The sequence below is a fragment of the Exiguobacterium sp. MMG028 genome (genome assembly GCF_027947425.1).
GTDB lineage: Bacteria > Bacillota > Bacilli > Exiguobacteriales > Exiguobacteriaceae > Exiguobacterium > Exiguobacterium aestuarii_A.
In genome coordinates, this window is record NZ_JAQJIN010000001.1 from 105,390 (window position 1) to 129,756 (window position 24,367).

The 24,367-nt window shown below is 46.9% G+C and carries 22 protein-coding genes, 1 pseudogene and 1 riboswitch; of the genes and pseudogenes, 16 read left to right on the plus strand and 7 right to left on the minus strand.

The features are described from left to right. Window positions 1-21 precede the first annotated feature (21 nt). Window positions 22-1,002, minus strand: a complete 981-nt coding sequence (glpX, locus tag PJK55_RS00670) for a class II fructose-bisphosphatase (RefSeq protein WP_047795127.1) — start codon at window positions 1,000-1,002, stop codon at window positions 22-24. A 158-nt stretch (window positions 1,003-1,160) separates the two neighbouring features. Here glpX and PJK55_RS00675 point away from each other — a divergent pair, with 158 nt between their 5' ends. Both PJK55_RS00675 and PJK55_RS00680 read left to right on the plus strand, forming a co-directional pair. Then, window positions 1,161-1,604, plus strand: coding sequence for a DUF86 domain-containing protein (locus PJK55_RS00675; RefSeq protein ID WP_271304490.1), 444 nt, complete (start codon window positions 1,161-1,163; stop codon window positions 1,602-1,604). Window positions 1,605-1,608: 4 nt separating this feature from the next. Further along, the gene (locus PJK55_RS00680) at window positions 1,609-2,388 is read left to right on the plus strand and encodes a TIGR01457 family HAD-type hydrolase (RefSeq protein WP_214693457.1); all 780 of its coding nucleotides are present in this window, start codon (window positions 1,609-1,611) and stop codon (window positions 2,386-2,388) included. A 19-nt stretch (window positions 2,389-2,407) separates the two neighbouring features. On the opposite strand, the gene PJK55_RS00685 is transcribed toward PJK55_RS00680, so the two are convergent. Then, window positions 2,408-2,635, minus strand: a complete 228-nt coding sequence (locus tag PJK55_RS00685) for a NifU family protein (RefSeq protein WP_012726833.1) — start codon at window positions 2,633-2,635, stop codon at window positions 2,408-2,410. Between the two features lie 129 nt (window positions 2,636-2,764). On the opposite strand from PJK55_RS00685, the gene PJK55_RS00690 reads away from it, so the two are divergent. The 3 genes from PJK55_RS00690 to PJK55_RS00700 all read left to right on the plus strand — a co-directional run bounded on the left by PJK55_RS00690 (window position 2,765) and on the right by PJK55_RS00700 (window position 5,912). Then, window positions 2,765-3,052: a YuzD family protein gene (locus PJK55_RS00690; protein WP_271304491.1), complete on the plus strand. Its 288-nt coding sequence runs from the start codon at window positions 2,765-2,767 to the stop codon at window positions 3,050-3,052. A gap of 136 nt (window positions 3,053-3,188) precedes the next feature. After that, a complete protein-coding gene (locus PJK55_RS00695) occupies window positions 3,189-4,472 on the plus strand; it encodes a globin-coupled sensor protein (protein WP_271304492.1) in 1,284 nt (427 codons plus the stop codon). 153 nt (window positions 4,473-4,625) lie between these two features. Next, window positions 4,626-5,912 carry a globin-coupled sensor protein gene (locus PJK55_RS00700; protein ID WP_271304493.1) on the plus strand — a complete coding sequence of 429 codons (1,287 nt, stop codon included), beginning with the start codon at window positions 4,626-4,628 and terminating at the stop codon, window positions 5,910-5,912. A gap of 91 nt (window positions 5,913-6,003) precedes the next feature. Here the strand turns inward: PJK55_RS00700 and PJK55_RS00705 are convergent, their stop codons facing one another. Both PJK55_RS00705 and PJK55_RS00710 read right to left on the minus strand, forming a co-directional pair. Then, window positions 6,004-7,434: a S8 family serine peptidase gene (locus PJK55_RS00705; protein WP_271304494.1), complete on the minus strand. Its 1,431-nt coding sequence runs from the start codon at window positions 7,432-7,434 to the stop codon at window positions 6,004-6,006. Between the two features lie 242 nt (window positions 7,435-7,676). Then, complete coding sequence (locus PJK55_RS00710; RefSeq protein WP_214746262.1) at window positions 7,677-8,732, minus strand: NAD(P)/FAD-dependent oxidoreductase; 1,056 nt, start codon at window positions 8,730-8,732, stop codon at window positions 7,677-7,679. Between the two features lie 98 nt (window positions 8,733-8,830). Here PJK55_RS00710 and PJK55_RS00715 point away from each other — a divergent pair, with 98 nt between their 5' ends. The 3 genes from PJK55_RS00715 to PJK55_RS00725 all read left to right on the plus strand — a co-directional run bounded on the left by PJK55_RS00715 (window position 8,831) and on the right by PJK55_RS00725 (window position 11,183). Beyond that, the gene (locus PJK55_RS00715; RefSeq protein ID WP_074033523.1) at window positions 8,831-9,067 is read left to right on the plus strand and encodes a YuzB family protein; all 237 of its coding nucleotides are present in this window, start codon (window positions 8,831-8,833) and stop codon (window positions 9,065-9,067) included. A 202-nt stretch (window positions 9,068-9,269) separates the two neighbouring features. Further along, a complete protein-coding gene (locus PJK55_RS00720; protein ID WP_271304495.1) occupies window positions 9,270-10,481 on the plus strand; it encodes a NupC/NupG family nucleoside CNT transporter in 1,212 nt (403 codons plus the stop codon). Between the two features lie 162 nt (window positions 10,482-10,643). Beyond that, complete coding sequence (locus tag PJK55_RS00725; RefSeq protein WP_271304496.1) at window positions 10,644-11,183, plus strand: 2'-5' RNA ligase family protein; 540 nt, start codon at window positions 10,644-10,646, stop codon at window positions 11,181-11,183. Window positions 11,184-11,242: 59 nt separating this feature from the next. On the opposite strand, the gene PJK55_RS00730 is transcribed toward PJK55_RS00725, so the two are convergent. Further along, entirely contained in the window at window positions 11,243-11,830 is a 588-nt protein-coding gene (locus PJK55_RS00730; protein ID WP_214693438.1) for an ECF transporter S component, read from the minus strand. Between the two features lie 163 nt (window positions 11,831-11,993). Next, window positions 11,994-12,136, minus strand: a riboswitch (FMN riboswitch). A gap of 98 nt (window positions 12,137-12,234) precedes the next feature. On the opposite strand from PJK55_RS00730, the gene PJK55_RS00735 reads away from it, so the two are divergent. Next, window positions 12,235-12,591 (plus strand): HesB/IscA family protein, encoded by a 357-nt coding sequence (locus PJK55_RS00735; protein WP_074033519.1) that lies wholly within the window; start codon window positions 12,235-12,237, stop codon window positions 12,589-12,591. A gap of 111 nt (window positions 12,592-12,702) precedes the next feature. Further along, window positions 12,703-13,557 (plus strand): NAD-dependent epimerase/dehydratase family protein, encoded by an 855-nt coding sequence (locus tag PJK55_RS00740; protein ID WP_214820521.1) that lies wholly within the window; start codon window positions 12,703-12,705, stop codon window positions 13,555-13,557. Window positions 13,558-13,596: 39 nt separating this feature from the next. Here PJK55_RS00740 and PJK55_RS00745 read toward each other — a convergent pair whose 3' ends face one another. Further along, window positions 13,597-14,574 (minus strand): NAD(P)/FAD-dependent oxidoreductase, encoded by a 978-nt coding sequence (locus PJK55_RS00745; RefSeq protein ID WP_074033516.1) that lies wholly within the window; start codon window positions 14,572-14,574, stop codon window positions 13,597-13,599. Between the two features lie 263 nt (window positions 14,575-14,837). Here PJK55_RS00745 and PJK55_RS00750 point away from each other — a divergent pair, with 263 nt between their 5' ends. The 6 genes and pseudogenes from PJK55_RS00750 (at window position 14,838) to PJK55_RS00775 (ending at window position 22,303) form a co-directional block, all read left to right on the plus strand. Then, the gene (locus PJK55_RS00750) at window positions 14,838-16,049 is read left to right on the plus strand and encodes an NAD(P)/FAD-dependent oxidoreductase (protein ID WP_214746276.1); all 1,212 of its coding nucleotides are present in this window, start codon (window positions 14,838-14,840) and stop codon (window positions 16,047-16,049) included. A 127-nt stretch (window positions 16,050-16,176) separates the two neighbouring features. Further along, window positions 16,177-16,494, plus strand: coding sequence for a YuiB family protein (locus PJK55_RS00755; protein ID WP_012726819.1), 318 nt, complete (start codon window positions 16,177-16,179; stop codon window positions 16,492-16,494). 104 nt (window positions 16,495-16,598) lie between these two features. Next, window positions 16,599-17,444, plus strand: coding sequence for a glucose PTS transporter transcription antiterminator GlcT (gene glcT / locus PJK55_RS00760; RefSeq protein WP_214746281.1), 846 nt, complete (start codon window positions 16,599-16,601; stop codon window positions 17,442-17,444). Window positions 17,445-17,665: 221 nt separating this feature from the next. Next, window positions 17,666-19,165: pseudogene (ptsG, locus tag PJK55_RS00765) on the plus strand (glucose-specific PTS transporter subunit IIBC); the annotation flags it as partial. A gap of 137 nt (window positions 19,166-19,302) precedes the next feature. Next, window positions 19,303-21,342: a glucose-specific PTS transporter subunit IIBC gene (gene ptsG, locus PJK55_RS00770; RefSeq protein WP_271304498.1), complete on the plus strand. Its 2,040-nt coding sequence runs from the start codon at window positions 19,303-19,305 to the stop codon at window positions 21,340-21,342. 127 nt (window positions 21,343-21,469) lie between these two features. Next, a complete protein-coding gene (locus tag PJK55_RS00775) occupies window positions 21,470-22,303 on the plus strand; it encodes an aldo/keto reductase (protein WP_271304499.1) in 834 nt (277 codons plus the stop codon). Window positions 22,304-22,353: 50 nt separating this feature from the next. Here the strand turns inward: PJK55_RS00775 and ptsP are convergent, their stop codons facing one another. Next, complete coding sequence (ptsP, locus tag PJK55_RS00780; protein WP_214746293.1) at window positions 22,354-24,072, minus strand: phosphoenolpyruvate--protein phosphotransferase; 1,719 nt, start codon at window positions 24,070-24,072, stop codon at window positions 22,354-22,356. Window positions 24,073-24,367: the final 295 nt, after the last annotated feature.

Here is a 24,367-nt window from a genome sequence, read left to right on the forward strand (position 1 = left end):
TTTATTGAGCAAGGCGTTTTTTTAGGCGTTGACTTCAGTTTTTTGTAAGTATGGCTTCAATGACAAGTGATGTTCAGCCACGACTTTACGAATCGTGCGTGTCTTCGAGCGCATGACGAGTGACGTCGTCTCGACGATATCATCCGTCAAGAACTTGACGCCATCGAGCAACTCACCTGACGTGACACCCGTCGCAGCAAAGATGCAGTCGTCGCTCTTGACGAGGTCGTCGAGCGTAAGAAGTTGAAGTGGGTCTTCAATTCCCATTGAGATGACGCGAGCTGATTCCTCTTCGTTCATCGGATGTAGACGAGCCTGCATGTCTCCACCAAGCGCTTTGACAGCAGCGGCTGTGATGACTCCTTCAGGAGCTCCACCTGTACTGATGAAAATATCGATCGGGTTCGATTTGACGGCAGCAGCGATTCCCGCAGACACATCGCCATCTTCGAATAACTTGACGCGTGCGCCGACATTCATGACGGCTTGACGAAGGTGTTCGTGGCGGTCACGGTCTTGCATGATGACCGTTACTTCTTCGATGCGCTTGTTATTATATTTCGCAGCTTTTTCAATGATTGACTCGAGCGGTTCGTCGAGGGAGACTTTCCCTTTTAAGTTTGGACCGACGACAAGCTTGTCCATGTACATATCTGGTGCGTGGAGGAGGGCACCTTCATCAGCAACGGCGATGACGACCATCGCATCTCCAAGGCCTTTTGCGACAATGGATGTTCCTTCGAGTGGATCGACAGCGATGTCAACTTTCGGACCGAATGTCGTTCCGAGTTTTTCCCCGATGTAGAGCATTGGAGCCTCATCGAGTTCACCTTCTCCGATGACAACTGTCGCATCCATGTTGACCGTTCCGAGAACTTCTCGCATCGCTGACGTTGCTGCATCATCGGCCTCGTTCTTTTGGCCGCGTCCAATCCATTTCGATGATGCGAGTGCTGCTGCTTCTGTTGCCCGTACGATTTCTAATGCTAATTCACGTTCCATAGTGTTGTACCCTCCACGTTATCTCTATTCAATGTGTTATACTTTTTGCGGTTTAAATCCGTTGATTAGTGTATCACAATTTTATAAATGATGTAAATAGGACAGATTCTTTTCTCCTGACCGAAAAAGCATTAGTATTAACAGCAGGGGGGATCATCATGTATTTTGTGAATAGAGAGAAGATTAATCAGACACTGGAACAAATAGAGACGATGTTAGCGCACACCGATCAATTGACGGGGGATGCGTTCACGGTGGAGCTTGCGAAACAGCGAATGGCCGTCCTTCTTATGGAAGGTGTCATCGATGTTGGGAACTCGATGATTGACGGGTTCATTATGCGAGATCCGGGCAGTTATGAAGACATTGTCGACATCTTACTGGATGAGCGCGTACTCGATGAGACGACGGCGAACGCGACGAAAGCGCTCGTCGGATTACGTGCCTATTACGTTCGTGAGTTTGTGCACGCCGACGCATCAAAATTTGATGAGTGGGTGAAGACGTCAAAACAAGACTTCACGGCATTCTCCGCACAAGTTCGTCACTACTTAGAAGTCGAGCTTGGACCAGTGTCCGCATTCTTACCAGAAAGCGAGTGATTGGATGGAACCGATTAAAGGATATTTGTTTGATTTAGACGGCACGATGTATGCCGGTACAGAACCCGTTCAGGCAGCGGTTGATTTCGTCAACGAACTAGAAGCGACGGGCGTCCCGTATTTGTTCGTCACGAACAACGCATCGATGACACAACAACAGATCGCGGATAAATTGATTGCGATGGGCGCAAACGTGAAGGCAGAAAACGTCTTGACGAGCGCGATGGCGACGGCTTTTTATATTGAGAAGATGTCGCCAGGAGCAACCGTCTATATGATTGGGGAAGACGGACTCCGTCTCGCGTTAGAGTCTCGTGGTTTTCATGTCACGGACGAACCGAAGGCGGACTACGTGGTCATTGGACTCGACCGACACATCACGTATGAGAAGTTGGCGCGAGGCGCAATCGCCATCCGTTCAGGGGCTCGATTCATCTCGACGAATGGGGATATCGCCATTCCGACCGAACGTGGATTTTTACCGGGGAACGGATCACTCACGTCTGTGTTGACCGTGACGACGGAGAAAGATCCTTTCTTCATCGGAAAGCCGGAACCGGTCATGATTGACATCGCACTCGACATGATTGGGTTGAATAAAGAAGATGTCGTCATGGTAGGGGATAACTATCACACAGATATTTTATTTGGAATCAATGGTGGCATTCGTACACTCCATGTGAATTCAGGTGTACATGGACCGGCATTTATCCAAGAACAAGAAAAACTCCCGACCTATATGGTCGAGAGCTTAGATGAATGGAAGCATGAAAAAAAGGGATGACGAATGTCTCCCTTTTTGCTTAGAATACTTGTTCTACTTCGACGATGCCTGGTACTTCTTCGATGAGCGCACGCTCAATACCGGCTTTTAACGTGATAGTTGAAGACGGGCAGCTGCCGCAAGCACCCATTAAACGGAGCTTGACGATGCCTTCTTCGACATCTACGAGTTCGACGTCTCCGCCGTCACGAAGCAAGAACGGACGCAATTTATCGAGCACTTCTTGGACTTGATCAAACATTTCCATGGTATCTACCCCTTTCTCGTTCTACTTTATTCTAGCAAGTTTGAGAGCGTTTCTCAATCATTTACGCTGAGCGTTTCATCATCGAGAGAGGGAAAGAATTTTGTATAATGGATTCGAGGGGGAATGAGGATGAAGATTACGGTATATGGCGCAGAGGTTCAATGCGCGAGTTGTGTCGGTGCACCGAGCTCGACCGAGACGTATGAATGGTTGCAAAGTGCACTCGGACGAAAGTATCCGGAGCAATCCTTTTCGTTTGAATATATCGATTTCGAACAGAGCGAAGATGAGTTCGCCCAGGCGCTCAAAGAAGACGAATGGTTCTATCCGCTCGTCTTGCTCGACGGGGAAGTGATTGACGAGGGTGTCGTTCAATTGCGGAAAGTATACGCGGCGATTGAAGCGAAGAAAAATTAAAATATGGCAAAAAAGACGATTTTATATGTGATGAAATCGTCTTTTTTGTCTACAAAAACATCTTATTTTTGAATAAAGGAAATAAGTTCGTCTTTTTGTATCCTATTTACTGTAGAGAATTTAGGAGGCGACGAAGATGTTTCGGAAAAAGATTCAAGTACAGATTACACTAGATGAGAACGTTGAAATGAATCAAGTCAAAATCGATCTTCCACCTGAACTAAATCAGCAAAGACAGCTGATTCAATTGACCTTAGTAGACCTAGCATATTTAAGAAGTTACCGGTTTCGTATTCAAGAAGTACTGCCACAACTCGTTCATGTATTTTATAGTCATTTAGAAGAAATTGAAGAGATGAAACAAATGATCAATCAACATTCGTCGTCTGAGCGACTCAAACTGACGTTAACGACTCATATCAGTGAGATGTTTGAGGGTGTCATTGATAGTGCTTATATTGAAAAGCGATATCGAATTGCGAAGCGTCATCATATGATTGGTCTAAAAGGAAAATGGTACATGGCGGCGTTTCAAAAAATCTTTGATTATGTGTTAGACAAAATCGAGGCAGAAGCGTTTGACTCGCTCTCAAAAGTGAAACTCATTTCAGCAGTGACCAAAATATTTAATTTCGAACAGCAGATAGTGTTAGAAATGTTTGATGAAGAAGCATCGAACATGCAACAGGAAATTGATTATCGAGAAAAGATGAGTCGAGTGGTTCAAACGACCACTGAAGGATTGGTCTCGATGACGCAGGAGATGACAGCTAACTTTAGTTTGATGAATGAAAAGGTCGGTGCAATGCGTTCAATGAGCGAGGGAACGAAAATAACTCTAGAAGATATGAGGGAGTCATCACAATCTGGAAAAGAAGCGTTGATGAATGAGACGTCACATCTGACGACTATATCTGAAAACTTGTCTGACTCCGCAAATCAAATGGGAGAACTCAATCAATTAATGTCTGAAATCAATCTAATTACAAATGGTGTCAAACGAATTGCTGAGCAAACGAATATGCTTAGTTTGAACGCAGCAATTGAAGCAGCTCGCGCTGGAGACCAAGGGAAAGGTTTTCAGGTTGTGGCTTCAGAAGTACGGCAGCTAGCTAATCAATCGAAGACGTCAGCCGAGCAAGTCGAAGCATTGACAAAACGCTTGGACCATCAGATTCAGGAAACGACCGAGTGTGTGACAATCACGGAGCGAGAGATGCGAGACTCGATGATTCGGATGCATCAAGTAACAGACTTATTCATTAAAATTGCGACAGACTCGACGTTGACAGACGGAAAGATGAACCGTCTGTTCGATGAAGTTCAAGATGTGACGAATGCGATTATGGAATTACAAAAGGCGACAAGTCAAATCGCAACTTCATCGGAAGAACTTTTGGTTTCTACAGAAAAACTTTGAACGGACTTCACATGAGAGGTCGGTTATTAATTCCTTATTATCGAGAAAAACATTTTACAACTTTTGTATATCGGTCTAAACTGAACATAACCTGCATAATTTTTATAATATTTTGAAAATTAAGTGAATCCATTCATTGAGGAGGACTGTTCAATGTTTGCCCGAAAACGAAATATGCCGATCCATTTAGACATCTCGTCCCAAATGGAGCACTTGTTGATTGCTTTACCGGATGAGTTGGAACGTCAACGACAGTTGATTCGCCTCGAACGTGAAGATCTCGCGTATTTGCGTGCCTATCAACATGAACTACGTCAATTGACACCCCGTTTAGTTGATGTGTTCTATGAGGAGCTCGAAAAGATTGATGAGATGAGAGCATTGATTCGGCAACATTCGTCCTCGGACAAACTGAAACTTACCCTCTCGAACCATATTATGGAGATGTTTGAGGGGAAGTTGAATGAACCTTACATTCATAGACGTCTTGCCATCGCCAAACGTCATTATCTAATCGGCTTAAAAGGAAAGTGGTACATGGCTGCCTTCCAAAAAATATTTGAAACACTCGTCTTATCGATTCAAGATGAGCAGCTCGACGCCGAATCAAAAATGAAGTTGATGATGGCGGTTTCGAAAATCTTTAATTTCGAGCAACAGATCGTACTGGAGATGTTCGATGACGAAGCTGAAGTCGTTCGTGACCAAATGCAACTTGTGAAGGATGAAATCAGTCAAACGATCCAACAGGCTAGTGAGGACTTAGCGGCGCTCTCGCAAGAGGTCATGGCCAGTTTCCAGTCGATGAACGAGAGAGCGGATGATATGAAACATTCAAGTTCATTGACTCAGACGAAGTTAAGGACAGTGCTTCATTCATCGGTGAGTGGGAAAGACGCTATCTTGTCCGAGACAGGCCGTCTCGATGAGATCACACGAGACCTTTCAGATTCTGCTCAAGAAATCAAAGCGCTCGAAAAGTTGATGAATGAGATCATGACGATTGCAGATTCGGTGAAACAGATTGCCAATCAGACGAACTTGCTCAGTTTGAATGCGGCCATCGAAGCGGCGCGGGCTGGAGAGCAAGGGAAAGGGTTCCAAGTCGTCGCTTCCGAGGTCCGGACGCTTGCGAGTCAGTCCAAGCAAGCAGCGGAAGAAGTTGAGGATTTGGTGAAGCGTTTGACGAATCAAATGGAAGAGACATCGAGTCGAGTGCTTTCAACCGAGCAAGAGATGAAGCAGACGATGGGACGAATCAATCAAGTGACGGATGCCTTCCTCCAGATCTCTGGTGACTCGGAACATGCCGACGGACAGATGGGGAGCCTTGCCGGGGACATCGATGAGATTGTGGAGTCGATTGCCGAACTCAAGCGGGCGACGACACAGATTGCGACATCTTCGACACAGTTGATGGATACGGCGCAACGATTGTAGATGTTCACACTACAAAAAGACGAACCAGGTCGTATGAAGCGACGTGATTCGTCAATCAGTGTAGTCGAGCCAAGCGCTCGACTTTTTTTGTTTAGAGAAGTTGGAACGATGACGTTGCTGAACCAGCCGTGTAACCTGTAAGCGTCGCGTCAGACTTCACTTGATACGTACCACGCTGTGACCAAGAGTTCGTAGAGAGTGTGAACGTGATGGCTCCTGAAGCATTCGTCTTGCCTGTACCGACGAGCGTCGCGCCGTTCGGTTGTGTGACCGTCACACGGACATCGGCGTTTGCGACCGCTTGGCCATTCGAATTACGAACTGTTGAAGAAATCGAGACGACTTCACCCCCGTAGTAGTATGACTTCGAAGTCGATACTGTCGTCGTGAGTGCTTGTACCGGTTGTGTCGTACCACCAGAAGTAGGGGCTTGGACGAGTCCATTTCCGAACCAAGTGTCACGACCTGCCGTACCGAGGTCAATCGAATCTTGCGATAATTTCGTACGGAGTTGCGTGCTCGATAACGTTGGGAAAGCTTGCTTCATGAGCGCGAGGTTACCTGCAACGTAAGGCGTCGCCATCGATGTCCCGCTCATTTGACCGTAGCCGCCATTTGAGAGGGTTGAATTGATGCTGACACCAGGTGCTGCGACTTCGACTGTGCCACCTGTCGCTGAGAACGAGGCACGGTTGTTGTTGATATCCGTCGCAGCGACGGCGATTGCCGAACTGTAACGCGCTGGGTAGTTAACGAGATCGCCCGACCCATCGGTACGTCCGTTGTTTCCGGCTGCCGCAACGACAAGGATGCCTGCGTTATTCGCACGATCCACGACTTGTTGGAGTGTCGTCGAAGGGCTTGTCGTCCCAAGACTCAAGTTGATGATGTCCATGTCATTTGTGATCGACCAATCAATACCGGCGATGATGCTTGATAGACTACCGCTACCGTTCGCCTCAAGTGCTTTGACGGCATAGATGCTTGCCTCGTGAGCGATTCCGACCGTACCGATGCTGTTGTTACGGGCTCCGATAATCCCGGCGACGTGTGTACCGTGACCGTTATCATCGGCGTAAGAACTCGTGACCGTACTAAACGAGGCACCACCAGCAATCGTTAAGTCAGGATGAGCGGAAATACCCGTATCAACGACGGATACTTTGACACCTTTCCCAGTGAATCCACTTTGCCAAGCGGAAGGAGCTTGAAGTTTAGGGATTCCCCAATCCTGGTTTTGGTTTTCGATATGTACCGTTTGATCGACTTCCACGTGTGCGACATGCGGGTTATTCTTCAGTCCGTTCAAGGCAGCTTTTGGAACTTCGAGTGCTGCTGCAGGAATATTCGAATACTGTTGTTTAACTTCCATGCCTTCAATCGAGAGCGGGATTTTCTTTGCCGATTCTTTGAAGACGACGAGGACGCGTTCTTTCTCCTTGTTCGGGGCGGCTTCTGCGCCTCCTGGGACGGTTGATAAGACGAGCAATGATGCGAGGACGGTGCTACAGATTTTTTTCAACTTGTTTCCTCCTTTAAGGTAGTAGGCAAGATGACAAGATGTCGGGCTGCCGTGTTCATAGAGTAACAAGTTTTTCCAACGGATAGAATATGTCGTAGGCATTAAAAATCTGAATATTTAGATAAGGATACAGGGGATTCAGATACAAGACTTTTGACTCAAGAGGACGGAACGGTAACAGAAAATCGGTGATGCGGTACATGAAAAAAGCGAATCGACCCGTCAGGTCCATTCGCAATTGTTTACTTGATGACTTTATGTTTCCAAAGAATGCCGGACTTCAACAAGCGGGCGACTTTTCCGGTGAGTGATTGTTTCCCCATGAACACCCCGAAGCCTGCTTTCTTCCCAAGGGAACCGAGCGTCCCTTTCAATTTGATGTCTGGTAACTCTGGATAGGCAAGTCCTTTCCATTTACAGAGGAGCACTTGAACGATTTGTTCCGCCTGAGCTTCGGCGAGCTGTCCCGATGGTGCGTATGGCAAGCTCGCATTGTCTCCGACGACGAATACGTCTGGTAGGCCAGGGACGAAATGGTGCTCCGTCAGTTTGACACGTCCGCCTCCATCAAGCTCCCATCCTTGGTTGCGTACGACAGCGACCGGTTGAATACCGGCTGTCCATACGGTCAAGTCGGAAGGGAACAAATCTTCATGGTTCCATAAGCCATCGGCATCGACGCGCGTAATGTTGGCATTGTTGATGACTTCGACTCCGTGCTCTTCGAACCAAGATTGCACATACATGGAGACACGATTGGATAAGAATGATAATACGGAAGGTCCACGGTCAAACAAGCGAACTGTCAAATCAGGACGACTCTCGCGTAGTTCGCTTGCGAGTTCGACGCCGGATAATCCGGCTCCAACGACCGAGACGACCGATCCGGGCCGTAACCCGTTGATCGCTTGCTGTGTTTTTCGTGATTCTTCAAGTGTTTGAATACTGTACGTGAACTCTGCTGCCCCCTGGACGTTGTGATACTTGTCTTCACAGCCTAATCCGATGACGAGGTCATCATAAGGTACTTTTTCTCCACTCGCGAGAAGAACCATCTTGTCTTCCGTATCGATATCCGTGACTTGTCCGTATATGTAGTCAATTTCTTCCGGAAAATCGATGCGAATATCTCGGTCCGAGACCGTTCCTGCAGCGAGCGCATAATACTCTGTTTTTAATCCATGATAAGGTAAGCGATCGACGAGCGTGACCGATACGTCCTTCAACTGATGTCCAAGAACTCTTTCGATGACACGCATACCCCCGTAACCGCCCCCTAAGACGACTAATTTGCGCATAATAATCCCCCTTTGTTACTCTTCAACTGTATCATGTTATAATCTGCCGTAGAAGAACCATTTTCCGATAATTCACGTAAAGAAAGACGGTGACATATATGATGAATCCAATCATCGAATTTTGCGCCTCGAATTTAGCGATGGGCTCACAAGTGGCCCGAGCGAAATTAGAGTCTGACCCTGATCTCGATGTGGTCGAATACGGCTGTACAGGCTACTGTGGCGTCTGTTCCCTTGATCTCTTTTGCCTCGTCGACGGGGAAGTCGTGACCGGTGAAACGCCGGATGAGTTGGTGACGAAGGTGTATGAAAAAATAGAAGAGATGGCATGGTAAAAAGTTTGAGGGATGACCTCAAACTTTTTTATTTCACCCGTTGCATTTTAAAAAGAGGGATGTTATATTCTAAGAGGTTCGAATGTAGGTTGTCTGACGTTTAACAACGAGAAAAAGAAAGCGTTTCAAACGGTAGGGCACATCTCTTTTCGGGTATGACACATATAATCGCTTTGTTTAATATGAAAGGAGCACAACATCAATGAAAATCATGAGTGTGGTTGGTATTTTGGCACTAATTGCAATCGCTTACATCTTCTCTACCAACCGTAAAGCCATCAAATGGCGCACGGTCTTGGCAGCGTTCGCTGTTCAATTCGCATTTGCTTTCCTTGTACTGTACACGTCTTGGGGACGTTCGGCACTTGAATGGATCTCGAGCGGGGTTCAAGCAATCCTGAACACGGCGGGTGACGGGATCGCGTTCGTATTCGGAACAGCGGTCGGCGGCGATAACTTCGTCTTCGCATTCCAAGTCCTTCCGATTATCGTTTTCATGTCATCATTAATCGCGTTACTCTACTACCTTGGCGTCATGCAGTGGGTCATCCGTATCCTTGGTACGGCACTCGCGAAAGCATTAGGAACGTCACGTAAAGAGTCACTTTCAGCAACAGCAAACATCTTCGTCGGTCAAACGGAAGCACCGCTTGTCATCAAGCCTTACCTTCCTACGATGACACAGTCTGAGCTCTTCGCAGTTATGGTCGGTGGTCTCGCATCGGTTGCCGGTTCTGTACTTGCTGGATACGCAGCACTCGGTGTACCACTCGAGTACTTGCTCGCAGCGAGCTTCATGGCAGCGCCAGCTGGTCTCTTGTTCGCGAAAATCATCGTTCCAGAAACAGAAGAATACGATGATGACATCGAGATTGCAGAGGACGAAGAAGACAGAGCGGCGAACTTCGTCGATGCAGCGGCACGTGGTGCTTCTGACGGTCTCTTCCTTGCTTTGAACGTCGGTGCAATGCTTCTCGCGTTCGTTTCATTGATTGCGCTCGTCAACTTGATCCTCGGTTCAGTCGGCGGACTCTTCGGATTTGATAGCTTGTCACTCGAATTGATCCTTGGTTACGTGTTTGCTCCACTTGCATTTGTTATCGGTGTTCCGTGGGCAGATGCAGTACAATTCGGTAGCTTCCTCGGTCAAAAACTAGTCTTGAACGAATTCGTTGCCTTCTCTGAGTTTGCACCAATCATCGGTTCTGGTGATTTGTCAGCTCGTACAGAAGCAATGATTGCATTCGCACTTTGTGGTTTCGCCAACATTTCATCACTCGCGATCCTTCTCGGTGGTCTTGGTGGTATGGCACCAAACCGTCGTGGTGACATCGCACGTATGGGTGTCCTCGCGATTCTCGCAGGTACGCTTGCAAACTTGATGTCAGCTACATTGGCTGGACTTCTTCTCTAATTAGTATAAGAAAACGCGATCACTTCGGTGGTCGCGTTTTTGTGTTCAATAATCAGCGACGAAGGAATTAGTAGGGGATGTTTGATACATAACCGATTCGCTTAGAAAAATTTACAAAATCAATCCTGGGTGCGCTATTATCAAAGGTGAGGAGGGATTGTAATGTATGCTCTAGTAGCCTATTTTGACGAGGAAACGGATGCGGAAGTGCAGAAACTTTGGAATTCGTTAAAAGAAGAAGGAATCTCCAGCTACGCGTTTAAAATTAAAAATCTACGTCCTCATATCACGTTGGCGAGCTATAAAATGTTAGCAGTAGATATGTATATCGAGTGGTTGTCGCGGCATTATTCCAAAACGCAAGTGGTTCCAATCAATTTTGAATCGATAGGGACTTTCATTGACTCGAAAACAATATTTTTAGCTCCGACGCTGAATGATGGACTAGCCAGACTTCATCAAAGTCACCATGCGCAACACGGAAACTTTGACGATTGTTCGGATTCATTATACATACCGAACAAATGGATCCCCCATTGTACGTTGGCCAATCACTTATCCGACACGCAGATAGTAGCTGCATTTCAGTATTTGACAAAGCGTATTCAAAAAATCGAAGGGAAGCTTGAGTCCTTAGCATTGATTCAAGTCCCTGAGCGTAATCATGTGAAGACCCTCTATACAATAAAACTTCGCTATTGAAGAATGGGTATATACATAGAAAAAGCACCTAGAATTTAATCTAGGTGCTTGCTTATCGTTTATGCTTGAAGTTGTACGCGCTGACGTTCGATCCACGGCTTCAATTTCAAGAAGAGTGGAACGAAGAGTGCGCTGATCAAGATCGCTTTAATCAAGTTGAACGGTAAGATCCCGTAAAGGACGAGGTCCGTCTTCACGGCCGGGTCGGCCATGTCTGCCATTCCGAAGAAGAAGGCATAGGCTGGCAAGATGACGAGATAGTTTAAAATGGCGAGGCTGAGTGCCATCGTGATTGTACCGGCGAGTAGTCCAGAAGCGAGTGCTTTGTTCGTCTTCCGTTTGTGATAGAACCATGCGACCGGGTACATGAATGCGACACCTGCGAAGAAGTTTGCGACCTCTCCGACCGGGACACCGCCACCGTTAAAGACATAGTACAAGACGTTTTTCAATCCGACGACCACGACACCTGCGAGTGGAGAAAAGACGATCCCAGCAATGAGTGCAGGAATGTCACTGAAATCCACTTTGAGGAATGGCGGTAAAAATGGGAGCGGGAAGTTGAATAGCATGAGTACGAACGAAATCGTCCCGAGCATCGCCAAAGTCACCATAGTTGTCAATCGTTTGTTGCGCGTAGTTTTCATCAGAATCTCTCCTTTAGGTCGCTCCTCGATGAATGGCACCCGTCGCATATAAAAACCCGATTGCAATGAAGACAATCGGGAGAGTTTACGCGCATACGAAATAGATGTTTTCCGAGGTGGAAAAGTCCACGTCAAAGAAAACATCCGGATATCGGTCGGATGCCGCCATCTTCTCCCATCCAGACTGTACTGTCGGCTTTCGAATCTCACGAAATCAGCAAGCAACGCCTTGCTCGCTCACGGGCTGAGAAGAATAAATTCTTCAATACCGCCGGTCGGGAATTTCACCCTGCCCCGAAGATGGAACGATTTAATTTTTTTTGTTACAGTTTAGTTATACAAGATAATGCACAAAACTACAAGTCAATTGACTTGAATTGAAGATAAAATGAGGAGGAGTTCAGATGATTCATTTGACAGAATCAGCAGCACTTCAAGTACAAGAGATGATGAAACAGACCGAACGCCCGGATGCACAATATTTGCGAGTGAAGGTCCAAGGTGGCGGATGTACAGGACTTTCATATGGAATGGGCTTTGATGAGGAAAAGACGGATAAAGATATTCAATTCGACCATCACGGCGTCCGCGTCATCGTTGCGGAAGTCGATCACGGTGTCGTCGATGGGCTCGAGATTGACTACAAGCAATCGATGCTCGGTGGGGGATTCACGATTAAAAACCCGAATGCCATCGCCACGTGTGGCTGCGGTTCAAGTTTCCGGACGGCGACGAACGCTGGGACACCAGGAGAATGTTAATTATTTTAGACTATGGAGCGCCATAGTCTTTTTTTGTGCGATTCGACCAGTTACGGAACGTCGGGGAAAGGGAATGTAGGGAAGAGAATCGTATTGAAGGGGGCTAGGGTGATGAGGAAAGTATTGATTTTTGGAGGATCACGCTATTTCGGGAAACGACTTGCCTTACGACTCGCGGAGGCGGGGGATGATGTGACAATTGTGACGAGGGGGCAATTGCAAGTTCCAGAAGCCGAAGGAATACGGTCCATTAAAGGAGACCGACAATCGGTCGCGACGATGAAAGACTTGGCACGCGAACGGTTCGACCTTGTCTACGACAATATTTGTTTTACCCCGTATCAGGCAAAAATCGCTTCGGATGCGTTCATGGATAAGGTCGGAAAGTATGTCCTGACGTCTACAATGTCGGTATACGCGCCGGGACCTGATTTAAAGGAGAGTGACTTTAATCCGCTCCATTATGAATATCATTTAGAAGCCGAGCATGACTACGGACAAGGGAAACGAGAGGCAGAGTCGTTCTTCTTCCACCGGGCTTCATTCCCAGTTGCGACCGTACGCTTACCAATTGTCCTCGGACCAGATGATTATACAGATCGACTCAAATTTTATGTGGACGCCATTCGCAACGAGGAACCGATTGTGTTGCATCATCCAGAAGCGAAGATGGGCTTCATCTCGAGCGCGGAAGCAGCAGCATTTTTAGAATGGGTGGGACGTGCGAACGTGACTGGACCTTTCAACGCAGCGAGTGATGGTCTCATCTCCATGGGTGCTTTGATGGAGCGAATCGGGCAACATGTCGGAAAACCTGTCCATATCATAAAAGATGGGGAGTCGTCCCCATATGATTCGGACGTCGACTATTACATGTCGATCGCTGAAGCGAAAAAGGCGGGCTTCGTGTTCACGCAACTCGATGACTGGATTGACCGGGTCATCATTCAAACGATGCGGAAATGAAAAAATCCTCTGTGGACACAGTCCACAGAGGATTGATCATTATTTCCCGGCAAATACAGATGTCGAGTGTTGCGGATGACGGGCAGTCGGATCCACAAGTTGCTTCACTTGGTTGATGGCAATTGGTGCTTCACCGAAACCTGTCGCAATCAGCTTCACTTTTCCTTCGTATGTGGCGATATCACCACAAGCGAAGATCCCGGCAACTGTCGTTTCCATGCGTGAGTCGACACGGATTGTGTTCTTCTCAAATTCCATTCCCCAGTTCTTGATTGGGCCAAGAGATGACACGAATCCGTAGTTACAAATCAAATCATCGATCTCAACGATTTTTGACTCGCCGTCCTTATCCGTCAATTCAACAGATTCGATGTGTGTCTCACCTGAGAGTGACTCGATGTTGTACGGCGTAAGGACATTAATCGTAGATGCCTTCATTTGTTCGACCGTATGTTCGTGAGCACGGAAACGGTCACGGCGGTGGACGATGTGTACTTCTTTCGCGATTCCTTCGAGCATGAGTGCCCAGTCGACAGCAGAGTCGCCACCACCGGCAATCATGACGCGGCGATCACGGAATTTCTCCATGTTGTCGACAAAGTAATGAAGGTTTGCGTAATCTTCGCAACCGTCAAGACCGAGTGGACGAGCCGAGAAGGCACCGTTTCCAGCAGTGATGATGACCGCTTTCGTATGGTACTCTTCTTTATTTGTCGTCAAAACGAACGTGCCGTCCTCGAGACGTTCCACCGTCTCAACTGTTTCGCCGAGGCGGTAGTCTTGCTCGAATTGATCAGCCTGTGCTTTTAATTGATCAATCAAATCCTGTGCTTTCACTTTCGGGAAGCCAGCGATATCATAAATATATTTTTCAGGATAGAGCGTTGACAATTGACCGCCGAGTTGCGGTAAACTTTCAATCAACGTCGTATCGAGTTGGCGCATGCCTGCGTAAAATGCGGTGAACAATCCAACCGGACCTCCACCGATGATGATTACATCTTTCGTCGTCTTCATCGAATTCCTCCTCAAAGCGTATACATTTATTATAGAGAGTTTATTGAATTAAATCCATTCAGTACAAACATGCAACACTTTCAAAAAAAATTCAAGAAGATAAGCTTTTCCATTGAGAATTCAAATTAAAGAGCGTACAATGAAACAGAAGCAATTGTGAACAGATGTTGAACAAGAATGGGCTTTATTGTGAACATCTATGTGAAGAAACACACAACATAGTTGTTCAAAAAAACAAAACTTTAAACAAGGTGGAAATGAACATGAAACGACCTAACATTGTTATTCTTGGCGCGGGCTTTGGCGGACTCATCACAGCCGTCAACCTTCAAAAGACACTCGCTGCAGGTGACGCGAACATCACGCTCATCAACAAGCATGATTATCACTACCAAACAACTTGGCTTCACGAACCAGCTGCTGGAACGATGAACCCAGACCAAGCACGCATTTACATTAACGATATTGTGAACCCATCACGTGTGAAACTTGTCAAAGGGATCGTCGATCGCGTCGATACTGCTGCGAAACAAGTTACGCTTGAAGATGGTTCTGTCGTCGAATACGACTACGTTGTCATCGGTCTCGGCGGTGTACCGGAAACATTCGGTATCCCAGGCTTGAAAGAAAACGCAATGACAATCAGCTCATTGAACAGCGTTCGTAAAATTAAAGAGCACATCGAGTACTCATTCGCTCAATATAAAACAAACGGTTCTTCTGACAGCTCGTTCGTAACAATCGTTGTCGGTGGGGCTGGATTCACAGGAATTGAATTCCTCGGTGAAATCGTCAACCGAATCCCAGAACTTTGCAAACAATATGACGTTCCACGCGAAGCTGTTCGCATTGTCAACATTGAAGCAGCGCCAACGGTTCTTCCAGGATTCGACCCAGAACTCACAACGTATGCACAGAAATGGTTGGAGCGTAACGGTGTCGAGATGAAACTCGGTAACGGAATCAAAGGTGTTGAGCCAGGTGTCGTTACGTTTGGTCCACTTCAAGGTGACACGACGGAAACGATCCACGCCAACACAATCATCTGGACAGGTGGCGTAAGTGGTAGCCCGATTATTGAAAAATCAGGATTTGAAGCGGTTCGTAACCGTGTCATGGTGGAAGCGGACAACCGTGCACCAGGTCACGACAACGTCTTCATCATCGGTGACTGCTCGGCAGTCATGGACCCTGCTTCGAACCGTCCATACCCACCGACGGCACAAATCGCAACACAACAAGCGCACAACGTTGCGAAAAACATCGCGGCACTTATCAATGGCAAATCGACTTCGAAGTTCACTTACGAGAGCAAAGGAACAGTTGCTTCACTCGGTCATAACGATGGAATCGGAATCGTCATGGGTAAAAAAATCTTCGGTCGCAACGCTTCATTCATGAAGAAAGTCATCGACAACAAACACTTCATCGAATTGAAAAAATACGGACTCGTCCTCAAAAAAGGAAAGTTCTAATTTTCGATTAACGTACGGCTCGTTCTGATTCAGAACGAGCTATTTTCTTTCGAAATTGTCATAGGAAGTTCTTTGACCACGTCGGTTGAAATTTTGTATAATGGAGAGCGGACAAGGGGGGCATCACATGCATATTATCCAAGCAGTCATTGGGGCCGTTTTATATATGACGATTTTTTTCAGTATCGGCTTCATCTTGAATATGTTACTTAAAAAGACATGGACACTTGTGTTCATTTATCCAATTTTTGTCATCATGATGATTGATAATGTCAAACTTTCAAGTTACGTGACCGAGACGTCAACTGCACTCACGGGGATCTATGAAGGACTCGTCGGATTGCAACTTCTCGATTTGTTCATGCTCGGTTTCGGGTTGCTCGGAGCAATCTTGGCTGGCGTGACGATTCGTTTCTTACGGAAGAGCGGTTATTCAATGTTTTAAATGGCGACAGAAATGTTCGCCTTTTTTGTTTTGTCCCTACTTTTTTAGGGCATGAACCGATATACTAGATAGCGAAACGATTTTTAGTAAGGGATGCGATGCGAATGACATTACCGATGTATACGATCAAAAAAGTGTTGAATAATAGCGTTGTCATTTGTCAACATGATACGGATCCGGAAGTCATTCTACTCGGGAAGGGAATTGGCTTTGGCAAAAAACCAGGCGACCTCGTCGACCCGGCCAGCGTCCCGGAGAAAGTGTATCAACTGACAGATAAAGAAGAACAGTCGCAGTATCAAGAGCTCGTCAAACATGTCGATGAGGATTTTATTGCGTTCATGCAAGAGATCGTCGGCTTCATCGAGACGAGTACGGGTAAAAAAGTCGATGAGCACATTCATATCGGCTTGACCGACCATTTGTTCTTCACGATGAAACGAATCGAGCAAGGGATGGAAGTGACGAATCCGTTTTTACTTGAGACGGAATCCCTCTATCCAAACGAGTTTGCGCTCGCGGAACGAATCGTCGATATGTTCCATGAACGATTGAACGTACTTCTTCCAGATGCGGAGACTGGATTCATTGCCCTCCATATTCACTCAGCGACGACGTTCAAAAATGTCCTGGAAGTGAATCGTCATAACCAAATCATCGGCCAAATCGTCCAGACGATTGAGAGTCGTTTGAACGTAAAATTGGACCGAACTTCACTCGATTATAAGCGCTTACTTCGGCACTTAAGGTACGCCGTTGAGCGGGTTGCGACGGGTGAGATGGTCGAGGCACCACAAAAAATTGAAAAGGTGTTGCGCGACGAATATCCGCTATGCTATAGTACTGCTTGGGAGCTGATGGGTATCATGGAACGCGAATTAAAGCGTCCCGTCCCACGAGGTGAAGCGACATATTTGACGATGCATCTCCAGCGCCTAACAAGTAGATAAATGATACCACGTGTCTTACGTGTTACTGATTCGATCAGGCATGAGTAAGGAGTGGAACGTTATGTGATTTCTCCATTGGGAGAGGTCTACGTTCTATCCTTATTCATGCCTTTTCTGTTTTTATAAACGTGATTTATGAAAACGTTTAGATACGTCGGTTGTCTGACATCTACACCGCTATCATATTGTTTATACGTACTTAAAAAAAGGAGGAAATGTTGATGTTTAAGCAGATCTTTGGTGTTCTTCAAAAAGTCGGTAAAGCACTTATGCTTCCTGTTGCGATCTTGCCGGCAGCCGGTCTTCTTCTTGCATTCGGTAACGCAATGCAAAACCCACAACTTACATCACGTGCTGGTTGGTTAACAAACGAAAGCATCGTGAAATTCGCTCAATTGATGGAGCAAGCAGGTGGAATCATCTTCTCGAACTTGGCGCTCTTGTTCGCAGTCGGTGTCGCCATCGGTTTAGCAGGTGACGGGGTTGCCGGACTTGCAGCAATCGTTGGATTCTTGATCATGAACAAAGTGATGGGTGTTTGGCTCGAACTCACACCTGAAGTGTTAGCTCAAGGTGACCCAGCATACGCGAACGTACTCGGTATCCCAACACTCCAAACAGGGGTATTCGGAGGGATCATCATGGGTCTCATCGCCGCATGGGCCTATAACAAGTACTTCAATATTGAATTGCCACAGTTCCTTGGTTTCTTCGCTGGTAAACGTTTCGTTCCAATCGTAACAGCAGTTGCAGCAGTCGTTGCTGGTTTCGTCTTACTATTAGTATGGCCACCAGTTCAACACGGATTGAACTCATTCTCAAACTTCATGTTGAATGAAAACCGTACATTTGCAGCGTTCATCTTCGGTTTGATCGAACGTTCATTGATTCCATTCGGTCTTCACCACATCTTCTACTCACCGTTCTGGTTTGAATTCGGTTCATACACAGATGCAGCGGGTAACGTCGTTCGTGGTGACCAAGCGATCTTCTTCGCACAAATTCGTGACGGTGCTGAGTTGACAGCAGGTACGTTCATGACTGGTAAATTCCCGTTCATGATGTTCGGTCTTCCTGCAGCAGCACTCGCAATGTACCACGAAGCACGTCCTGAGCGTAAAGCGGTTGTCGGTGGTCTCTTGGCTTCGGCTGCCCTTACATCGTTCTTGACTGGTATCACAGAACCAATCGAGTTCTCATTCTTGTTCGTAGCACCACTTCTCTTCGCAGTACACGCAGTATTCGCAGGTCTTTCATTCATGACGATGCACCTCTTGAACGTTAAGATCGGGATGACGTTCTCAGGTGGTTTGATCGACTTCTTGCTCTTCGGTGTTCTTCCAGGTCGTACGGCTTGGTGGCTCGTCATTCCAGTCGGTCTCGTGTTCGCGGTTGTTTACTACTTCGGATTCCGTTTCGTTATCCGCAAGTTCAACCTTAAAACACCAGGTCGTGAAGATGAGGTTGTTGAACAATCAACAGCTACTGGTTCGGAACTTGCACAAGATATCCTCGTGGGTCTTGGTGGCTCACAAAACATCAAACACCTCGATGCATGTATCACACGTCTTCGTGTCGAAGTAAAAGATAAGAACCAAGTCAACAAAGATGAGTTGAAACGCCTTGGCGCATCTGGTGTCCTTGAAGTTGGTAACAACATTCAAGCAATCTTCGGACCACGTTCGGATGCATTGAAATCAGAAATCCAAGCGGTTATCGCTTCAGGTAACGAAAAGAAAGCAAACTAATCATCATTTAGACCAATCCTTCGGGGTTGGTCTTTTTCTTTTTATATGAAACGGTTTCATCCAAACGTTTGAGGGAAAAAGTAAGTATTCTGACAAAGGAGGGAACCATGATGTGGAAGAAAGTGTTTGGCGTTTTACAACGGGTCGGGAAAGCACTCATGCTTCCGGTTGCGATCTTACCGGCAGCCGGTCTTCTCTTGGCGTTTGGTACCGCATTCCAAAACCCGGACCTCGTTGAATTGCTCCCGTTTCTGGCAAATGACTCACTTGTCCTGATTTGGCAAGTCATGACAGATGCCGGGGACATCGTCTTCGCAAACTTAGGGTTACTGTTTGCCGTCGGGGTCGCAATCGGCCTGGCGAATGGGGATGGGGTTGCTGGTCTAGCAGCCATTGTCGGTTATTTGATCATGAACAAAGTCATCAGCACGTGGAACGGGATTACCGCGGAAATCGCTCAAGGCGACCCGCAGTATGCAACCGTTCTCGGTATCCCAACACTCCAAATGGGGGTATTCGGGGGTATTATCGCAGGTCTTGTTGCAGCCTTTGCGTACAACAAGTATTTCAACATCAAGTTGCCAGATTTCTTAGGATTCTTTGCAGGGAAGCGGTTCGTCCCGATTGCGACGGCCGCATTCAGTTTGATTATCGGGATTGCGCTCGCGTATATATGGCCACCGATCGGGAATGCGATCAATACGTTCTCAAGTACGGTCATCGAGGCAAACGTTGCCTTATCAGCATTCATCTTTGGATTGGTAGAACGTTCCTTGATTCCGTTCGGTCTTCACCATATTTGGTATTCTCCGTTCTGGTTCCAATTCGGGGAATATACGAACCAAGCCGGTGATCTCGTACAAGGTGACCAACGGATCTTCTTCGCGCAACTACGTGACGGCGTCGAGTTCACAGCTGGTACGTACATGACCGGGAAATTCCCGTTCATGATGTTCGGGTTACCTGCTGCCTGTCTCGCCATGTTCCACACGGTTCCGAAAGAACGTCGGAAAGACGTCGAAGGTCTCTATTTCTCAGCTGCCCTCACGTCATTCTTGACAGGAATCACAGAACCAGTCGAGTTCTCATTCGTCTTCGTTGCACCACTTCTCTTTGGAATTCACGCCGTCTTTGCAGGTCTCTCCTTCATGACGATGCATCTACTGAACGTCAAGATCGGGATGACATTCTCTGGCGGTCTCATTGACTATCTTCTTTTCGGAGTCTTGCCGAACCGAACCGCCTGGTGGCTCGTCATTCCGGTCGGACTCGTCTTTGCGGTCATCTATTACTTCGGATTCCGTTTCGCCATTACGAAGTTCGACCTGAAAATCCCTGGACGTGACGTTCAGACCGGCGCGAAAGGTGACAAAGCCGGTATTGGGGACGACTTGCCGTACGAAGTGCTCGTCGGACTCGGTGGTCCTGAAAACATTAAACATTTGGATGCTTGTATCACTCGACTTCGTGTTACGGTCAATGACGTCAAACAAGTCGACAAAGACCTCCTGAAAACACTTGGTGCTGCCGGTGTCCTTGAAGTAGGGGATAACATTCAGGCCATCTTTGGACCGAAGTCGGATACGCTCAAATCACAAATCGCGACCATCATCGAAGGTGGCGAGTATAAACCGAAAGAAAAAGTTGAAAAAGCGGTCATTACACCGGAAGCGGCTGAACAAGCTGATCATCGCTTCCTCGCTCCGATGTCAGGTGTATTGTTGTCACTTGATGATGTACCAGATCAAGTCTTCTCTGGTCGCATGATGGGAGAAGGATTTGCGATTGAACCAAGTTCGGGTCAGGTCGTTTCGCCGGTGACGGGTCAAATCACGACATTCTTCCCAACGAAACATGCAATCGGTATCTTGGCTGACGATGGACGTGAACTACTGATTCATGTTGGTCTCGATACGGTCAATTTGAAAGGGGAAGGATTTACTGCGAAAGTAGAAGAAGGTGCTCGAGTCGAAGCGGGAGACGTCCTTCTCGAAGTCGATCTTAATGCGATTCGAGATAAAGTACCTTCACTCATCACACCGATCATTTGGACGAACGGAGACGGAAAAGTCGTCGTCGTACCGTTCGGTGAGACGGTCGTCGCAGGTGAAGCGCTCGACTTTAGAGCCGATGACAGAGGTCCAGAGTAACCAAGTTTCACACGCCGCTCCAGTAATGGAGCGGCTCTTTTTGTATAGTTACTTCAATGTGCCTTATTCCGAAAAGTGAGAATCCCTTTTATAGTGAAGAAGAATTCTCACGAAAGAAGGGGTACAAATGAAACAATCTATAGAGTTGAATCATGGTCAGAAAGCCATTCCTACCATCGGACTTGGCGTCTTTAAAGTAGAGGACGGGGATACGGTCATCGATGCTGTCGTGGAAGCGATTCGTCAAGGATACCGCCACATTGATACGGCAGCTGTTTATGAGAACGAGGAAGGTGTCGGAATCGGAATTCGAAAAGGAATGGAGATGGCGAATATTTCCCGGGATGATTTGTTCATCACCTCAAAACTTTGGAATGCCGATCAAGGGTATGAATCAGCCATCGCTGCGTATGAAGCTTCACTCGAACGCCTCGGCTTAGAACAATTGGATTTGTATTTGATTCATTGGCCGGTGGAAGACAAAATTGTTGACTCTTGGCGCTCCCTTGAACAATTGTATCGAGACGGACGTGTCGGAGCAGTCGGAGTGAGTAACTTCCAGATTCATCACCTTGAGACATTGGCTGCAAACAGTGAACTCGTTCCAGCCGTGAACCAAGTCGAGCGGCATCCATTGCTTCGTCAAACCGAATTAGCATCGTATATGACCGAGCATGGCATCGTACCAGTCGCTTGGGCACCGCTCATGCAAGGTGGATTGTTCGAAGAGCCGACGTTAGTTACAATCGCGAAAGAAGTGGAGCGTTCTGTCGCTCAAGTGATGTTGCGCTGGCATCTTCAGACAGGATGGGTGATTATTCCGAAATCGGTCAAATCGCATCGCATCGAAGAAAACTTCAGTCTGCATGACTTTGAATTGAACGAAGATCAAATGGAACGAATTGATGCACTCGATCAGTATAAACGTGTCGGTCCAGACCCGGACGACTTCGATTTTTAAATAGTATGTAAAAAAAGTCCTTCTCTCGCTCGAGAGAAGGACTTTTGACGTTACTTTTTAATGTCAAACTTTTCGCTAAGGAAGTTCACGACTTCTTCAGCTGTGTCCATGTTGAGGACTTCGTTGACGATCGATTCTGTTTCTGTCTTCGTCAAGCGCTTCACGAGGCTACGTGCACGGAGGACGCTTGAAGCTGACATCGAGAATTCATCGAGTCCAAGACCGAGAAGGATTGGAATCGCGAGCTCTTCTCCAGCCATCTCTCCACACATACCGACCCATTTGCCAGCTTTGTGTGCTTCTGTGATGACGTTATGGAGAAGGTTCAAGATGGCAGGGTTGAACGGTTGGTACAAGTAAGATACTTTTTCGTTCATGCGGTCAGCCGCCATCGTGTATTGAATCAAGTCGTTTGTACCGACTGAGAAGAAGTCGACTTCTTTTGCGAATTGTTTCGCCATGACAGCTGTAGATGGAATTTCAACCATCATCCCTGTTTCATATTGACCGACTTCGATTCCTTCTTCTTTCAACTTCGCTTCTTCTTCAAGGAGAAGGGCTTTCGCTGCGCGGAACTCTTCAAGTGTCGCAATCATAGGGAACATGATCGCGAGGTTACCGTGAGCTGACGCGCGGAGAAGGGCACGAAGTTGCGTGCGGAACAAATCTGTTTCCTCGAGGCAAAGACGAATCGCACGATAGCCGAGGAACGGGTTCATCTCTTTCGGGAGGTCGAGGTAAGACAATTCTTTGTCGCCACCGATATCGAGTGTACGGATGACAACTTGCTTGCCTTCCATACCTTCAAGAACCGTTTTGTATGCTGTGTATTGCTCTTCTTCTGTCGGGAATGTTTCAGAGTCCATGTACAAGAACTCTGTACGATAAAGACCGATTGCATCTGAACCGTTTTTCAAGACGCCTTCTAAGTCGTTTGGCGTTCCGATGTTCGCTGCAAGCTTCACTTTATGACCGTCAGCAGTGACAGACTCTTCGTTGACGAGTTGTTTCAACTCTTCTTTGTAAGCTTCGAAATCAGCACGTTTGCCTTCGTACTCTTTGACGAGGTCTTCTGAAGGGTTGACGAACACGTCACCTTCCGTACCGTCGATGATGACGAGGTCACCGTTTTTGATTTCTTCAAGGGCCACTTTCGTACCAACGACCGCTGGAATTTCGAGTGAACGTGACATGATGGCAGAGTGTGATGTACGTCCACCGATGTTTGTCGCGAACCCTTTGACGTATTTACGGTTGAGTTGTGCCGTGTCTGAAGGCGTCAAGTCTTCAGCGATGATGATCACTTCTTCTGAGATCGATGCAGGTGTCACGAATGTCACCCCAAGAATGTGTGCCAAAACACGTTTTGTCACGTCACGAACGTCAGCTGCACGTTCGCGCATGTATTCGTTGTCCATCGATTCGAAAATCATGATCATCGTCTGTGCGACTTCATCAAGTGCTTTCGCAGCGTTCATGTTTTCGCTTTCAATTTTATCGTTCACTTGCGAAACGATTTCTGGATCCTCAACGATTAAAAGGTGAGCTGAGAAAATCTCGGCTTTGTCTGGACCAAGTTCACGAAGCGTGTGCTCGCGGATTTCTTCAAGCTCCGTTTTAGATTGTGCGATTGCATCTTGGAAACGTGCCTTTTCTGCAGCGACATCTTCAATCTTGTGTGTTGGGATATCGAATGAAGGTGTCTCCATAACGAATGCTTTTGCAACTGCAATCCCTGCAGATGCACCAATACCTTTAATGTGTGACATAAGCGTAGTCCCTCTTTTCAAAGAAATAGTGTACTTTCCTGCCTCGTTACTTCATACCCGAAAAGAAAAAAGAATTAACGAGAACGAAGAAAGTTAAAGTAGCAACGGTCTACGACTAGGGGAAGCCTCGACCAGTCAAATTGGCCTCACTTCACGATGAAGAGAAGCCCGATTGCGTACTTTCTTATCCTATCATAAAATAAAACAACGTCACAACGAGGAGATAGCCCACGAATTCGAAGATTTCTTGACTCTTACGCATACTATTTCATTATTTTGGAGAAGTTCGCTATGC